15 protein-coding genes are annotated in these 14,267 nt (G+C 62.9%); 6 read left to right on the top strand and 9 right to left on the bottom strand.

Annotated elements, in window-relative coordinates; all coding sequences use genetic code 11:
* The first annotated feature begins 215 nt into the window (after positions 1-215).
* Together AC0GNR_RS16780 and AC0GNR_RS16775 are read left to right on the top strand one after the other, a co-directional pair.
* Positions 216-362 carry a hypothetical protein gene (locus AC0GNR_RS16780; protein WP_472902041.1) on the top strand — a complete coding sequence of 49 codons (147 nt, stop codon included), beginning with the start codon at positions 216-218 and terminating at the stop codon, positions 360-362.
* Positions 363-379: 17 nt separating this feature from the next.
* Positions 380-733 (top strand): DUF5368 domain-containing protein, encoded by a 354-nt coding sequence (locus AC0GNR_RS16775; RefSeq protein ID WP_472902040.1) that lies wholly within the window; start codon positions 380-382, stop codon positions 731-733.
* A 66-nt stretch (positions 734-799) separates the two neighbouring features.
* On the opposite strand, the gene AC0GNR_RS16770 is transcribed toward AC0GNR_RS16775, so the two are convergent.
* The 5 genes from AC0GNR_RS16770 to AC0GNR_RS16750 all read right to left on the bottom strand — a co-directional run bounded on the left by AC0GNR_RS16770 (position 800) and on the right by AC0GNR_RS16750 (position 5,455).
* Positions 800-1,099, bottom strand: coding sequence for a hypothetical protein (locus AC0GNR_RS16770; protein ID WP_472902039.1), 300 nt, complete (start codon positions 1,097-1,099; stop codon positions 800-802).
* A gap of 142 nt (positions 1,100-1,241) precedes the next feature.
* Positions 1,242-1,496, bottom strand: a complete 255-nt coding sequence (gene thiS, locus AC0GNR_RS16765) for a sulfur carrier protein ThiS (RefSeq protein ID WP_472902038.1) — start codon at positions 1,494-1,496, stop codon at positions 1,242-1,244.
* 103 nt (positions 1,497-1,599) lie between these two features.
* Positions 1,600-2,952: an NAD(P)/FAD-dependent oxidoreductase gene (locus tag AC0GNR_RS16760; RefSeq protein ID WP_472902037.1), complete on the bottom strand. Its 1,353-nt coding sequence runs from the start codon at positions 2,950-2,952 to the stop codon at positions 1,600-1,602.
* A 141-nt stretch (positions 2,953-3,093) separates the two neighbouring features.
* Positions 3,094-4,941 (bottom strand): aldehyde ferredoxin oxidoreductase family protein, encoded by a 1,848-nt coding sequence (locus AC0GNR_RS16755; RefSeq protein ID WP_472902036.1) that lies wholly within the window; start codon positions 4,939-4,941, stop codon positions 3,094-3,096.
* Between the two features lie 37 nt (positions 4,942-4,978).
* Positions 4,979-5,455, bottom strand: a complete 477-nt coding sequence (locus tag AC0GNR_RS16750; protein ID WP_439113511.1) for a 4Fe-4S dicluster domain-containing protein — start codon at positions 5,453-5,455, stop codon at positions 4,979-4,981.
* Between the two features lie 225 nt (positions 5,456-5,680).
* Between AC0GNR_RS16750 and AC0GNR_RS16745 the strand changes: the two genes are divergently transcribed.
* Complete coding sequence (locus tag AC0GNR_RS16745) at positions 5,681-6,817, top strand: helix-turn-helix domain-containing protein (RefSeq protein WP_472902035.1); 1,137 nt, start codon at positions 5,681-5,683, stop codon at positions 6,815-6,817.
* A gap of 16 nt (positions 6,818-6,833) precedes the next feature.
* On the opposite strand, the gene AC0GNR_RS16740 is transcribed toward AC0GNR_RS16745, so the two are convergent.
* Together AC0GNR_RS16740 and pedF are read right to left on the bottom strand one after the other, a co-directional pair.
* Positions 6,834-7,751, bottom strand: coding sequence for a substrate-binding periplasmic protein (locus tag AC0GNR_RS16740; RefSeq protein ID WP_472902034.1), 918 nt, complete (start codon positions 7,749-7,751; stop codon positions 6,834-6,836).
* 113 nt (positions 7,752-7,864) lie between these two features.
* The gene (pedF, locus tag AC0GNR_RS16735) at positions 7,865-8,362 is read right to left on the bottom strand and encodes a cytochrome c-550 PedF (RefSeq protein ID WP_472902033.1); all 498 of its coding nucleotides are present in this window, start codon (positions 8,360-8,362) and stop codon (positions 7,865-7,867) included.
* A gap of 470 nt (positions 8,363-8,832) precedes the next feature.
* On the opposite strand from pedF, the gene AC0GNR_RS16730 reads away from it, so the two are divergent.
* The gene (locus tag AC0GNR_RS16730) at positions 8,833-10,878 is read left to right on the top strand and encodes a sigma-54-dependent Fis family transcriptional regulator (protein WP_472902044.1); all 2,046 of its coding nucleotides are present in this window, start codon (positions 8,833-8,835) and stop codon (positions 10,876-10,878) included.
* 27 nt (positions 10,879-10,905) lie between these two features.
* On the opposite strand, the gene AC0GNR_RS16725 is transcribed toward AC0GNR_RS16730, so the two are convergent.
* Together AC0GNR_RS16725 and AC0GNR_RS16720 are read right to left on the bottom strand one after the other, a co-directional pair.
* Positions 10,906-11,787 (bottom strand): MBL fold metallo-hydrolase, encoded by an 882-nt coding sequence (locus tag AC0GNR_RS16725; RefSeq protein ID WP_472902032.1) that lies wholly within the window; start codon positions 11,785-11,787, stop codon positions 10,906-10,908.
* Between the two features lie 185 nt (positions 11,788-11,972).
* Positions 11,973-13,079 carry an alpha/beta fold hydrolase gene (locus tag AC0GNR_RS16720; RefSeq protein ID WP_472902031.1) on the bottom strand — a complete coding sequence of 369 codons (1,107 nt, stop codon included), beginning with the start codon at positions 13,077-13,079 and terminating at the stop codon, positions 11,973-11,975.
* A gap of 98 nt (positions 13,080-13,177) precedes the next feature.
* On the opposite strand from AC0GNR_RS16720, the gene pqqA reads away from it, so the two are divergent.
* Both pqqA and pqqB read left to right on the top strand, forming a co-directional pair.
* On the top strand, positions 13,178-13,252 hold the full coding sequence (pqqA, locus tag AC0GNR_RS16715; protein ID WP_068167214.1) for a pyrroloquinoline quinone precursor peptide PqqA: 75 nt from the start codon (positions 13,178-13,180) through the stop codon (positions 13,250-13,252).
* An 88-nt stretch (positions 13,253-13,340) separates the two neighbouring features.
* The gene (gene pqqB, locus AC0GNR_RS16710; protein WP_472902030.1) at positions 13,341-14,258 is read left to right on the top strand and encodes a pyrroloquinoline quinone biosynthesis protein PqqB; all 918 of its coding nucleotides are present in this window, start codon (positions 13,341-13,343) and stop codon (positions 14,256-14,258) included.
* Positions 14,259-14,267 lie beyond the last annotated feature (9 nt).

The following is a 14,267-nucleotide window of genomic DNA, read 5'->3' as shown; positions in this document are numbered from 1 at the left end:
GTTGGCACGCTCAGCACCGAAAACCGCACCCAGAATCCGCCACCAGAAATGAACACCGGATTACGTCACCAAATTCCGTCACCACTTACCGCCGCCAGATTTACGCGGGTTTAGACCGCCGCTAACACCTGATCGGCGACATCACCGGCAAAGCCTCCAACGAGGTTTACAACGGCTACACCTCGTGCCCGCTGATCACGCGCCTGGGCCAGGCAATGCTGATCGAGTTTGACTACAAGGACAACCTCATCACGTCGTTCCCCGGCGTGATTGCACCGCTGGAAGAGCTGTGGATCAGCTGGGTCATGAAAACCATGGCGCTCAAACCCACCTACATCAGCATGCTGCGCGGCCGCGCCTGACCCCAAAGGAGAACCCCATGAAAGAACTCGACCCGCTGGTTTTCCTGTCTGTGTTTCAAGAAATGCTGGGCTTTTGGCTCTGGATCATGCTGGCCGCTGCGGTGGTGGGCGTGGTGGCGTTTGTCGCCTTGCTGGTGCGCGAACGCGGCCTGGTTTCGCGCCGTCTGGTGCTGTCCGAGGTGCTCGGCATCTTCGGTGGCGGCGTGGCGCTGGTGATCATGGCCCGGGTGTCTTCGTCGGGCTTCACCGACGCGGGTGGCCCGGCCGACTGGTTCTTGATTGCTTTGGTGTATGGCGTGGGCCTGGCAGCCACGGTGGTGCTGGCTTACACGGTGCTGGGCTGGATGTCACCACGTCGCCCGGCTCAATGAGCCTCAAAGCCCCATGAAAAGACCGCAAGCCGCTGGGTGCCGCTTGCGGTTTTTTTCACCCTGCGTTCAGCCGCCCCCGCGCTGCATGTACAGGTCAAACCGTTTCATGAACGCGTAGCGTTGCGCGCTGTCCAGGCCGCTGAACGCAAAGCCTACTCGCAGCACCGGCATGCGCATGAGCGCAATCACCCGGGGTGGCATGGTCTGCCAGCGCAGCTGCAGGGCACCGGGTGCAATGTTCACCAGGGCCGACTGGCCTTGCACCTGCCAGCTACAACTGCCAATGGCAGCGGGCAGCCAGCCCAGCCACTCGGACTCGGTGCAGCCCATGTCGCGCTCAAAGGTTTCGGCGTAGCTTGATTGCATGTCAGGGTTTCAACCTCGCGAACAATGATCAGGACCGGCGCGCAAGGACCACCCCAGAGACACCGCCGGGCTGGCTTTGCCAGACGGCTGGTGCCGCCCCCTTGAGGGGGTCGCGCACAGCGCGGCGGGGGTGTTTCATCCTCTAGCCGCCGGCAATGGGCGGCCAAATGGCCAGCACATCGCCCTCCACCAGCGTGGTCGTCATGCGCTTTTCGGGCTCGATGTACTTGCCGTTCACCAGCACCAGATGCACCAGCTTGGGCGGCAAGCCAAAGGGCTCAATGATTTTGTTGATGGGCAGCGCCGGGTCAATGTCGAGCGCAACCTGGTTGCTACGCCGGGCTTCGGCGGGCAAATAGTCGGTGAGCGTGGCAAACAGTTTCAGCGTGATGTTCATAGGTGCCATTTTCGTTGGCCAACACAATGCGGGTGCAATACCGGCCGCAAGACCGCACACCGTGCCAAGGCACAGCGGGGCCATTGGGCCGGTGGCCATGCGGTCAACGGCGGCGCTCGTCGGCGGCACCACTCCATTGGCCCTGCCCCTGCGCGCTGGCCAGGTAGGCGTCCATCAGCCGGGTCGGGTCGTGCATGAGCTTGTCTTTCCACTCACCCAGGCGCACCTGACCTTCCACCAGCCCACGCATCACACCCACGTGGTCGGTCCAGCCCACCGAATTGCAGCCGACCATCACATCGTCCTTGAACTGCAGGCTCAGGTGACGACCCGAGGCCTGGTCGGTCAGCTCGGCGTGTTCGCCACCGGGCACGCCCTCCCAGTTGCCAAAACTGGTGGAAATCATGCCCAGCGTGTCCAACACGTTGATCTGCGTCACGCCTTTCAGATCGGCCTGCTGGCCGGCCATGTTGAGCGCAGCCACGCGGGCTTGCTCGGCGGCGTTGGGCTGAATGGCACTGACGATGGTCTTGCCACTCACCTTGTCAAAGGCCTCGGCGCAGTCGCCCGCCGCATAAATGCCGGGCACATTGGTTTGCAGGGTTTCGTCGGTCAACACGCCCACCAGGCATCGCACACCGCTGTTTTCCAGAAAACCGATATTGGGCTTGACGCCGGTCGCGCTGATCACCAGATCGGCCTCCAGGTGTTCACCCGTGGAGAGCCGCACGCGCATCTTGCCGCTGGCTGGGGCCGATGACCCAATGCCCACCACCTCTGCAATTTTCCCCAGCAGGCCAGGCTCGGCGCCGTCACCGCGCTCAATGGCTTCTACCCGCGCACCGGTGTACACCTTCACACCCTTGGTGGCACACCAGTCCTTGATCATGCCGCCGGCCGTGGGGCCCATCATGCGCGGCACCATGCGGTCGCCCATCTCCACCACCGACAGGTCCACCCCGCGCTGCTGCAGCGCTTCCATGATGATGCAGCCAATGAAGCCTGCGCCCATTTGCAACACCTTGGCGCCGGGTTGCGCCAAGTTGGCAATGGCGCGTGCGTCGGCCAGGGTCCAGCAGCTGTGCACACCGGGGCCGTTGATGCCGGGAATGGGCGGCGTGGCGGGCGACGAGCCGGTGGCGATCAGCAATTTGTCAAATGCCAGGGTGTTGCCGTCGCTCAGCTCCAGCGTGCGCTTGGCCGAGTCCAGCACCTTGGCACGCACACCGCGCAACACGGTGATCTTCAACGCTTCAAAATGGCCCGCCGTGTGGCGCAGATGCGTGCCGTCTTCGCCCACCTTGCCAATCAGCAAATAGGGAATGGCCATGCGCGAGTAAGGCGCTTCGTTTTCGTCACCCACAATGGTGATTCGGTCGTGGGGCGCGTGCTTGCGGATGGTTTCGGCAGCGATGACACCGGCCGGGCCGGCGCCGAGGATGACGTGGTGGGTCATGAACGTGTTCTCCAAAAAAAGAAAGCGGCCTCAGGAGACCGCTACTTCGTTGCTTCCGGTCATTGGGGGTCAGAGCACACGCTTTGCGCTTTGCTCCAGTCGGTGATCCGACCCCCAATCACCTGCGTGTCTTCTGGCAACTCAGAGGCTCAGGCGTGCCTTGGTCTCGGCAGTCGGACGGCCTTCCGTGTCCCAGCCGCGGGCGGCGTAGTACTTGGGCAGCATCTCGGGCAGCTTGCTGACCATGCCTTTGGAAGCACCGGTCTTGGCGGCTTCGGTCAGCAGGCGCTTGGGCAGGCTGTCGTCTTTGGCGGTGAAGCCAGCGGCGTTGTTGAACTCGCGCTCCATGTTCCAGATGCGCTCACCGATTTTCTCCAGCTCTTCGGTGGTGAATTCTTCGTTGCAGGCGGCTTGCAGTTGCGGTGCCAGATCGGCCACACCCCAGGCAAACGTGGTGAACACGCACAGGCCCGACGAGTCAAACGCGGCGGTGGCGTCCTGGAACGCCTTCACCAGTTCCGGCTTGCCCTCAGACTCGACCGGATCGGTCTTCACCGGAATGCCCAGCACTTCAGACGCAATGGTGTAACCGCGCAAGTGGCAGGCGCCCCGGTTGCTGGTGGCGTAAGCCAGGCCAATGCCCTGGATGGCACGGCCGTCGTAGGCCGGGAATTCCTGGCCCTTGACGCTCATGGACAGATCGGGGTGGCCGTACTTCTCGGTCAGGCGCTTGGAACCCATGCCAATTTCTTTGCCGAAGCCTTCACCGCGGGCGGTGATTTCGGCAAAGTGGGCCAGCGCTTGTGCCGAGCCAAACTTGGCATCAATGCCCAGTTGCTCAGCGGTCAGCACACCCATTTCATACAGCTCCATCACGGCGCCCACGGTAGCGCCGAAGCTGATCGGGTCAAAGCCCTCTTCGTTGCACAGCAGGTTGGCGTATTGCAGCGCTTCCAGGTCGTTCACACCGTTGGCAGCGCCCAGCGCCCAGGCCGCTTCGTATTCCAGACCGCCGTTAGCGCCCCAGTACTGCGGCTTGTTGGCCACGGTGAAATGGCCCTCGTCCATCTTGCTGATGCGGCCGCAGGCAATGGTGCAACCAAAACAAGCCTGGTTGGTCACCAAGTGCTTCTTGCCGTCGCTTTCGCGCGGCGTCACCATGGCTTCTGCCGAAATGTCCTTGGCGCCTTCGAACTGCACGTCGCGGTGGTTGCGGGTGGGCAACGCGCCAATCTCGTTGATCACGTTCATGAGCACCTGCGTGCCGTAAGCCGGCAGGCCTTGGCCCGTGACCGCGTTCTCGGCCAGGATTTTCTTTTTCTCGAAGGTGGTCTTCATGAAAGCCTTCGGGTCGCGGATGTTGCCCACGCCCTTGGTGCCGCGCACGGCAATGGCCTTCAGGTTCTTGCTGCCCATGACGGCGCCCACGCCCGAGCGGCCAGCCGCGCGGTGCAGGTCGTTCACCACGGCCGCATACAGCACGCCGTTTTCACCGGCCTTGCCGATGCTGGACACACGCACCAGCGGGTCTTGCAGGCTGGACTTGAGGATTTCTTCCGTCTTCCAGACACTTTGACCCCAGAGGTGGCTGGCGTCGCGCAGTTCCACGTCGTCGTCGTTGATGTACAGGTACACCGGCTTTTCCGAGCGGCCTTCAAAAATGACCATGTCCCAGCCGGCCATCTTGAATTCAGCACCCCAGTAGCCGCCCGAATTCGAGCAGGCAATGGCGCCGGTCAGTGGGCCTTTGGTGATCACCGTGTAACGGCCGCCGGTGGAGGCCATGGTGCCGGTCAGCGGGCCGGTGGCCCAGATGATCTTGTTCTCTGGCGACAGCGGATCCACTTTGGGATCGACTTCGTTGATCAGGTATTTGCTACCCAGCCCGCGCGAACCGATGTAGGCACGCGCCCACTCCATGTTCAGCGGTTCGGATTTCACGGTGCCTTCGGTCAGATTGACGCGGAGGATTTTTCCAGCCCATGACATATTGAGTCTCCTGTGAGTGTGGGTTCAAGCGGCAGGCTTAGGCTGCCGAAGGCTGGTTGCCCAGCTTGTCGGCCCACTGTTTCATTTTGTCCATGCCAGTCCAGTTGGCATCGATGAACGTGATGGCGCTGGTGGGGCAGGCTTCCACGCAGGCCGGGTCGCCACCGCACAGGTCGCACTTTTGCACCTTGCCGGTTTCCTGCACGTAATTGATGGTGCCGAACGGGCAGGCGATGGTGCAGACCTTGCAGCCCACGCAGGTGGTTTCGTTCACCACCTTGGCGCCGGTGACCTTGTCCACCGTGATGGCCTCCACCGGGCACGCATGCAGGCACCAGGCCTCGTCGCACTGCGTGCAGGTGTAGGGCACTTTCTTGCCGGTATGGTGAAAGTCAAACACCTTGATGCGCGATTTCGACGTGGCGTAGGTGCCATAGTTCTCGAAAGAACAGGCCATTTCGCACTGCAAGCATCCGGTGCATTTGTCCGGGTTGATGTGCAGGACTTTCTGCATGTGAGGTCTCCTGGTGGGTAGCGGCGCTGCTTGTGCAGTGCCATGCCTATGAAAGGAATTGCCTAGGCATTGTTGAAGGCTTAAGCCACTTTGAGTTCAGGGTTATCCCTAGTCAACTACCCCGCTTCTCATGAAATTCTCAAAATGAAACACGCACAGAGTTGGCATACTTGATGCTGCTTTGAACGGTGTCGCAGACGACCGAACAACAAAGAGAGACACGGCATGAACACAAGCCCGCTACCGCCCGGAACAGCACCCACCACCGACCGCATGGCCCTGATTGAAAGCGCACGGCGTGCGGTTTTGAGTGAAGGCGGTTTGCACGCGGCGCCCTGGGTGGAACCCTGGATCGAACGCTCCTGGCGGCGCTGCCTGGCGCAAGGTTTTCGTCCGCAACAGGCGCTGGCCTTTCAAACCGTTGCTGCGCCTGCCACCCAACGTGCCATTGAGGCAAGCCGGCCGCTGCTGCACGCGGCAGCTCCCGTCATTCAGTCGCTCGCGCGGGCCATGGCCGACACCCGCTACTTCGCCATCCTGACCGACGCGCAAGGCGTGGTCATTGACGTGAACGGCCCTGTGGACCGCCACAACCCGCAGGCCAGCCTGATCGCCCGTGTGGGTGTGGACCTGTCTGAGCAGGCGGTGGGAACCACCGCCATTGGCGCCACCCTGGCCGAACTCCAACCGGTGTGGCTGCACCGCGGCGAACACTTTTTTGACGACACCGGCATTTACAGCTGCGCCGGTGCACCGCTGTTTGGTCCCGACGGCCGCTGCGTGGGCATGCTCGATCTCACAGGCATCCATGTGGCCGAGCGCCCGGCGCTCAAACACCTGGTGGCGCAGTCGGCCAGACGCATTGAAAACGCACTCACACTGGCGCAGCCCCACCAGCTGCTGCTGCGCATCCACTGGCCCGGCAGCTCACCCGACGAAGACAGCGCGGGCCTGGTCTGTGTGGACGCCGACGGCTTTGTGACCGGCACCAACCGCGCCGCCGCCGACATGCTCACCCTGGCACCCGGCGCGCCCTGGCCCCATTGCAGCGACGTGTTTGCGGTGCCGTTTGAAACGTTGTTTGATGACGCCCGCAGCGCAAGCGCTGCGCGTGAACTGCCGTTGTGGTCGGGCCTGCGGCTGGCGGTGTGGAGTCGATTGAGCAGCGACCGAGCCCAACCCCAGAACCCGCCACCAGCCAGGCACACCAGCTTGCCGCTGAAAGATGTCGAGACGGCACTCATACGCAAAGCGGTGGAAGACGCGCGCGGCAATGTGATGGAAGCAGCCCGCTCGCTCGGCATAAGCCGTGCCACCGTTTACCGCAAGCTGAGTAGCAAGCGTCCCGGCGGTCCCGCCTGACCCGAAAGGGTTGCCCTCAGGCTGTGGTGAGCGTGAGCTTGTTCTGTCGAAAAATGGCCAGCATTTCTCCAGATGCGTGCAGACGGCGGAAAGCCTCTTCCACCAGCAGCCGTAGCTGGCGATTGCGCGACTTGATCGCGACACCCACCGGCCAGCCACGATCAACCAGATTGCCCAGTTTAATTTCCTCTATACCCAGATGGGCAGGTGAAGCAGCAAGGCGGGCCAGCACGTACTCGCCCTGGGCACGGGTCACATAGGCTGCGGCCACCGTGCCATCCACCACCGCCTGCGCCGCCAGCAAACCGGTGTCGAACAAGCGAACCTGATCTTTCAATATTCCGCCGCCGTAGCCCAACATTGCAGAGGTCAGGCCCATGCCGCGCTCTCCTGCCAGGGGCAGTCCTTTAAGGTCGTCCGGTGTCTCCACGCGTTGCACGCGCCGACGGTCGACCAGCAAAACGGGTACCTCTTTCTGGTAGGTGCCGAAAATGAAGGCCAGGCGATCGGCCATCATGAGGTGCATGTCAACAGGGACGCGCATCAGCAGATCTGCCGGGCCATGGCCCAGGTAGTGCCCTCGGGTCACCATGTTGCGCAGATCGCCATGCATGTCTTCAGCCGCCTGAAAAGGCAGCAGGGAGAGACCCAATCCCATTTCTCGCGTCAAAGCACGGGCAATGTCGATATCGAGCCCTTGCATGTTGGCGGGCGGTCCGTAGGAATAGGGTTCGTTGTCTTTGTAGACGGCGACGATGAGTGATCCGCGCTGTTTGATGACCTCGAACTCAGAAGGCTCACCTTCGTCAGGCCGCTGGGCCAATGACAAGGGCGCCACGGTGGAGCACAGGGCAGCGGCAAGCACCTGACGGCGGCTCGGGTACGCCGAGCCGCCGCTGGGCCATGGGGTGGCGGGGATGTCGTGCTGGTTCAATTTGGTCTCCTGTGCGGGTTGGGCAAATCGTCGCCTGTAAGTGGTGCTCTAGCCTGCCCAGACGGCCGGGATCCACTCGGACCCGCCGCCCTCAGGCAAACCCTCAAAGGGCATCAGGGTTCGCGGCGCGTTTCGAGGTAGGCCTTGATGGTCCAGATGGCTTCCTGCGACAAGGTGCTTTCAAAGGGTGGCATGTAGACGCGTCCATCCCGCACACGACCGCGGCGCACGGTGGCCACATAGAACTCGTCCATTTCTTTGAAACACGCCTTCTTCTTGGCTTCATCTGCCATGCCCGTGCACTCTTGGTCAAACTTGCGCAAGTCAGGAGAAATACCCCCTGAGATGGCTTCGAGCCCGTGGCAACGCGCGCAGTTCTGGTTGTAGGCCGAGGAACCGATGCGCAAGGCTTCCTTGTACTCCGGTGCGCCCGTGGTGTACGGGTTGCTGTCCAGCCACTTTTCGCCCAGTTTGGGCAGCGAGCTGGTGTCTACTGCTTGGGGGGTGACATCCCCATGGGCATGGACCACCGCGGCGAGACCTGCGCACACGGCCAAGCCAAGGGCCCAGCGGCCCAGAAGTGGGATACGGAAATGGGTGGGGTATTTCATGGGTTTGTCTCCGAAGTCTGAAAGCTGAAAAGCGGGTACGCAACCATCCTCAGCAATATGCAGGCCAGGCACGCTTTGGGCCAAAGCAACGCCCTGTCAGCGCCCCGAGAAGCCTTCAGTTGCACGCCGGGCAAGAGCCATCGCGCAACACCAGTGTTGCAATTTGAAGCAGAAAGATCCCCCCTGGTACAGACGCAGCCTGCCACAGGCCAACCCATGGGGTGAGCGCGCCTGTGGCGAGCAATTTGCTATGTCTGGAACACTCCAGCGTCACGGACTGGAGCAACCAAGGGAAAGCCTGTGTTGATCCCTGACACAGATGCGAGGACAATGAAATGCAAGAAATCAAAAAAGCCGATCCGTCTTCGACGGGCCCATCGCATGAGATGGTGCCTTGGGGAATGGATCCCTGGGACACCTTGACCCCGGTAGCAGGAGACGACATGAACGGCGGGATGCAGATGCACGGCATGGGCCGCCCGAAGGGTGGCCATATGTCGAATGACTTAAAAGGCACGGATGCAGGCTTGATCTCTCAGTCGCACCGACGCTCGCTTGCGCACGGCCTGTCGGCACAGGACGAACCCGATTTTTCCAGCCCCGGACGCGGACTCCTGGCCGACGTGCTGGAGGAGAACAAGTTTCTTTTCCAGCATGCGGCGCCCGTCATGGAGACCCTGTACGACCAGATCGTCAACACCCACAGCATGGTGCTGCTGACGTCGGCACGGGGCATGGTGCTGCACTCGCTGGGCGACACCGACTTCCTGGAAAAAGCCTCCCAGGTGGCGCTGACCCCGGGCATGGATTGGTCCGAAAAAAACAAAGGGACGAACGCCATTGGCACAGCGCTGACCGAGCAAGAAGCGCTCACGGTGCACGGCAGCCAGCACTACCTGAACGCCAACAAATTCCTCACCTGTTCAGCAGCCCCCATCTTTGATCCCTATGGCCAGGTCATTGGCGCGCTGGACGTGACCGGAGACCACCGCAGCGTGCACCAGCACACGCTGGCGCTGGTGCGCATGTCGGCGCAGATGATCGAAAACCACATGTTTGCCGACATCTTCCCCAAAGCCATCCGCATCCACTTTCACACGCGATCGGAATTTCTGGGCACGCTGGTGGAAGGCATCGCGGTGTTCTCACCCGAGGGGCGGTTTCTGTCGGCCAACCGCAGCGCGCAGTTCCAGATGGGGCTGCCTTACAGCGCGCTCAAGGCACACACGTTTTCGTCGCTGTTCGGCATGTCGGTGTCGGCGCTCTTCGAACGCTTCAGCGGCGCGCTGCCCAACCCGAAACAACTCTGTTTGCACAACGGCGTGTCGGTGTGGTGCCGCATGAAAGCCAAGGCGGCCAACGCATGGTCAGGCTCGGTGAACAGCGCTCCCGCACAAGGCACGTCCAGCCCCGCAGACATGCGTTCTGGCGATGCACCCGGCACAGCTGTGCCGGTACCCGCGCCCCTGAAGCAAACAGGTAAAAAAATGCAGTTTTCCTCCCTGCACTACCTCGACACGGGTGACCGGCAGGTGTCGTCGGTGATCCACAAGTTGCGCATGGTCTCGGGGCGGGACATTCCCATCATGATCCTGGGCGAAACCGGCACCGGCAAAGACCTGCTGGCGCAAGCAATTCATGGCGATTCCACCCGGTCTGCGCAGCCCTTTGTGTCGGTCAATTGCGCCTCCATTCCAGACACGCTGATCGAGTCGGAGCTGTTTGGCTACGAAGAAGGTGCCTTCACCGGTGCGCGCAAAAAAGGCTCCATTGGCAAGATCTTGCAAGCCCATGGCGGCACCCTGTTTCTGGACGAAATCGGTGACATGCCCAAGCACCTGCAGGCGCGGCTGCTGCGGGTGCTGCAAGAGCGCAAAGTCAGCCCGCTGGGCGCAGGCAAAGAGGTGGATGTGGACGTGGCGGTGGTCAGCGCCACCCACAAAAACCTCAAAGACATGATCGCCCGGGGCGAGTTTCGGGAAGACCTTTACTACCGCCTCAATGGACTGGTGGTGCGATTGCCTGCGCTGCGCGAGCGGTCCGACTTCGACCTGGTGGTGCAAAAGATCCTCAAGTCGCTGTGTGAAAACGGAGAGCATGTGGGCATCTCGCCCGAGGTCATGGGCGTGTTCAAACGCTACCACTGGCCCGGCAATTTCCGGCAACTGCACAACCTGCTGCGTACAGCCGTGGTGATGGTGGGCTGTCAGGGTGAGATCGCTTTTGACCACCTGCCCGACGATTTCATGGAAGAACTGGAACACGGGCCGGCTGAAACCCGACTGACCCCGCCCATGCACATGTTTGCCTCTGAGGCGCTGCAGTCCAGCCCTTCAGACACCACGGCCATGCCCGAGCCAGAAGGGCACCGGCTGCAAGACGTGGCGCTCGGTGCCATGGCGCAAATGCTGCGGCTGCACAAGGGCAATGTGTCGGCCGCCGCCAAGGCGCTGGGCGTGTCGCGCAACACCATCTACCGCAAGAAAGACCAGCTACCCCCCGATGTGCTGGGCTAGCCACGCGGTACACCCGCAGCGTTGGACTCACTGCCCCTGAAGAGGCTGCATTTGCCCCGGAAGCGGAACGGCGCTGTGAGCACCCTGCTCCATCCAAACCGGCTCCAGTTCGCGCCAGGCGCGCTGCACATTGAAGGCATGGCGTTCGGCGTAGCCCGCCCAAGATCGGTAAGCAGGCAAGTCAACCACACCCGCCTCCTGCGGCTGACGGCCTTCGTCCATGGCGCGCAAAACACCCTGGCGCAACGCCAGCAAATAGGCCCGCGTGCCCAGCAGCGCTGAAGGCGCCTGTCCCGGGTCTGCGGCAACCGACACCACCGTGGCCACCACCTGGGTTGGGCCCAGCGCTTGCAGACGGTCCAGCGCATCCAGCCAGCCGTCCAGCCGGCCCTGCGCCAGCTCCGGAATGCGCTCGCCGTACACCAAGCCGCCAGCCCACAACAGGCGGTTTTCGGCATTCCACAGCACCAGATCCCCTTCGGTGTGCCCTCGCTCAACCGGCATCACCTCCAGCACCAAGGGGCCCAGCACCAACCGCTGCCCCTCTTGCAAAGTGTGGGTGGGCAAAACGATGTGGGTGCCCGCCATGGCTGCAACCCCCACACGCGCCGTCAAACTGGCCAGGCAACCCGGGCAGCGCTGCTGCATCGCCGTGCGGGTGGCTTCGCTGGCCCAAACCGTCAGCTGTCCGGCGACCATCCGATCGGCAAACGCTGAGTTGGCGAGCACGTTTTCCGCGTGGGCATGGGTGTTGACGATCCACTGCACCTCGGCGCCGAAACGACACGCCAACGAGCTGCGCACACGCTCGCCATGGCGTTGGCTGGGCCCCGGGTCGATCACCAGTGCGTGTGCGCCCGCCACCAGCGCTGTGGTCGGCGCAACATGTCCTTCATTCAGTGCCGACACTTCCCCTTGAGCCGCAGGGTGCCAGACCCAGACACCGGGAGCCAGGGCTTGCCAAGGCACCGCTGGGGAAGCCTCGCAACTTTCAGCGGGCGTACCTGCGTATGCCGTGGGCCACAGGGCAGCCGCAGCCCACAGAACCAAGGCCCAGAACCTGCTGCGCCCCCAGCGCGAGCGCCTGAATGCCATCACCTGGTGCTCCGTACACGGACGCGCAAAGCACTCAGCATGTCGGGCTCATGCCCCAGGTGCCCGCTACACGGCCCCATCAAGGTCACTGCCCCAGGCGCTGTGCGTTGCCCCAGGGCGACCCAGCTGCGGCTGTTGGCGGGCGGACAGATGGCGTCAAACCGCCCGTGCACCCAGTCCACCGCAACGCCCTGCTGGGCCAGGCTCAGCACCGCCCGGTCCAGCCCGCCCGGCCGCACAAAGCCCCGATGCAACAAGTAGTGCGACTGGATGCGGAATTTGTTCAAAGACCGCTGGTCAGCTTGATTCATGCTCGGACGCTTCACTTCGGCCTGGGCCCGCCGCTGCTGGCGATGCAGCGCACTCCAGCCGCGTCGTATGGCAGTCGCCAAAACAGGCTCCTGTCGGCCTGGCGCTTGCATGGCGTGGCGCAGGCTGCGCCGCATGCCCCGGCCCGCGGCCTCGGTTTCCAGCAGGTTCCAGCGCCGCGACACGCGCAACGATGCAACACTGGGTGTACCAGATTGAAGCAATTGCTTCAGCCGCGCCAGCAATGGCGGCAAAGCGTGGCCCGCCGAGGTGGGCCAATGGGGGTCCGCGCCCAAGCTGCGCATCACACCCGGGCCGGGTTGCAACAAGCCACCCACTTCGCACCGCCGCAACGCAAAGGCACCGCGCAACACCAGCCGCTTGACCCGCTCGGGGTGCGCCTGCGCATACGCCAGGGCCACCACTGTGCCCCACGAACCGGCCAGCACAGCCCAGCGCGCCACCCCCAGATGCACCCGTAGCGCCTCCAGGTCGGCCACAAGGGCGTGGGTCGTGTTGGCGGTGGTTTTCCCCTGTGGGCGGCTGGCACCGCAGCCGCGCTGATCGGGGGCAATGGCCCACTGGCGCGCCAGGTCCAACGGCGCCAGCATGCCGGGCTGGCAACTGCTGCCCGGGCCGCCATGCAGCAGCAACCAGGGCTCGCCGGCAGGGTTGCCCACCGCACGCCATGCCATGTGGTGCCCCCGACCCACCGACAGGTAGCGCGGCGCTGGCCAGGCACTGCCGCGAACGGCATGCTTCGCAGGCTCAGGGTTGACCCTAGGTTGGACTTTCATGGCATTTATATTGCTTAATAACTTCGCGGCTTGATGTGCAGTGGTGCTGACAAGTTTGCAGACATGTTTCATGCCAACCCACTTTTGGAGACCTGACTATGCAATGGACCACCCCCGCTTTCACCGACCTTCGCTTCGGTTTCGAGATCACGATGTACATCGCCAACCGCTGATCCAGCACCGATCTGCAACCAGGCGCACGGGTGAATAACGCGTGCGCTTTTTTCTTCCTCTTTCTTTCCCTTTGTGACAGGTCAGTCTATGCGCATCCGGGTCCTGGGCTCTTCGGCCGGCGGTGGTTTCCCCCAATGGAACTGCAACTGCCCCAACTGCGACGGCCTGCGCCGCGGCACCCTCCAGGTCAGCGCCCGCACGCAATCGTCCATCGCGGTGAGCGTGAACGAGGCCGACTGGCTGCTGGTGAATGCGTCACCCGACGTGTTGACCCAGATCCGCGCCACACCCGCTTTGCAGCCCGCCCGCGCCATCCGCGACAGTGGCATCGCCGCCGTGCTGCTCATGGACGCACAAATCGACCATGTCACCGGGCTGCTGATGCTGCGCGAGCGACAAACGCCCTTGCAGCTGCTGGCCACGCCCGAGGTGTTTTCGGACATTTCCTCCGGCTTTCCCATCACCAAAATCCTGTCGCATTACTGCGGTGTCAACACCCACGAACTGCCGATTGACGGCAGCACGGTCGACGTGCCGGGCATGCCCGGCCTGCAGGTGCAGACCGTGGCGCTCTCGTCCAAGCCGCCTCCGTATTCTCCGTTTCGAGGCAACCCCCGCCCGGGTGACAACATTGGCCTTTTGCTGCGCAACCCCGCCACGGAGCAGCGCGCGTTTTACGCGCCGGGTCTGGCCGAAGTCACACCCGCGCTCATCGAGCTGATGTCTGTGTGCAGTGTGGTCCTGGTGGACGGCACCTTCTGGACCAACGATGAAATGCAGCGCCTGGGCCTCTCAGCCAAGGCCGCGCTCGACATGGGCCACCTGCCGCAAAGCGGCCATGGGGGCATGATCGAACAGCTGGACCGGCTGCCCGCTGGCGTGCGCAAAATCCTCATCCACATCAACAACACCAACCCCATGCTGGTGGAAGATTCCGACGAACGCGCCGAGCTCACAGCTCACGGCATCGAGGTCGCCCACGACGGCATGGACATCACGTTCTGAAGAGCCCGG

The sequence above is a fragment of the Hydrogenophaga sp. LT287 genome (assembly GCF_055702805.1).
Note: the sequence above shows the minus strand (reverse complement) of the source record. Positions and strands in the feature narration are given on the sequence as shown.

Coding starts and splice junctions, on each gene's coding strand:
- AC0GNR_RS16780 (WP_472902041.1), top strand. CDS start 216: ATGCTGATCGAGTTTGACTACAAGGACAACCTCATCACGTCGTTCCCC.
- AC0GNR_RS16775 (WP_472902040.1), top strand. CDS start 380: ATGAAAGAACTCGACCCGCTGGTTTTCCTGTCTGTGTTTCAAGAAATG.
- AC0GNR_RS16770 (WP_472902039.1), bottom strand. CDS start 1,099: ATGCAATCAAGCTACGCCGAAACCTTTGAGCGCGACATGGGCTGCACC.
- thiS (WP_472902038.1), bottom strand. CDS start 1,496: ATGAACATCACGCTGAAACTGTTTGCCACGCTCACCGACTATTTGCCC.
- AC0GNR_RS16760 (WP_472902037.1), bottom strand. CDS start 2,952: ATGACCCACCACGTCATCCTCGGCGCCGGCCCGGCCGGTGTCATCGCT.
- AC0GNR_RS16755 (WP_472902036.1), bottom strand. CDS start 4,941: ATGTCATGGGCTGGAAAAATCCTCCGCGTCAATCTGACCGAAGGCACC.
- AC0GNR_RS16750 (WP_439113511.1), bottom strand. CDS start 5,455: ATGCAGAAAGTCCTGCACATCAACCCGGACAAATGCACCGGATGCTTG.
- AC0GNR_RS16745 (WP_472902035.1), top strand. CDS start 5,681: ATGAACACAAGCCCGCTACCGCCCGGAACAGCACCCACCACCGACCGC.
- pedF (WP_472902033.1), bottom strand. CDS start 8,362: ATGAAATACCCCACCCATTTCCGTATCCCACTTCTGGGCCGCTGGGCC.
- AC0GNR_RS16730 (WP_472902044.1), top strand. CDS start 8,833: ATGGGCCGCCCGAAGGGTGGCCATATGTCGAATGACTTAAAAGGCACG.
- AC0GNR_RS16720 (WP_472902031.1), bottom strand. CDS start 13,079: ATGAAAGTCCAACCTAGGGTCAACCCTGAGCCTGCGAAGCATGCCGTT.
- pqqB (WP_472902030.1), top strand. CDS start 13,341: ATGCGCATCCGGGTCCTGGGCTCTTCGGCCGGCGGTGGTTTCCCCCAA.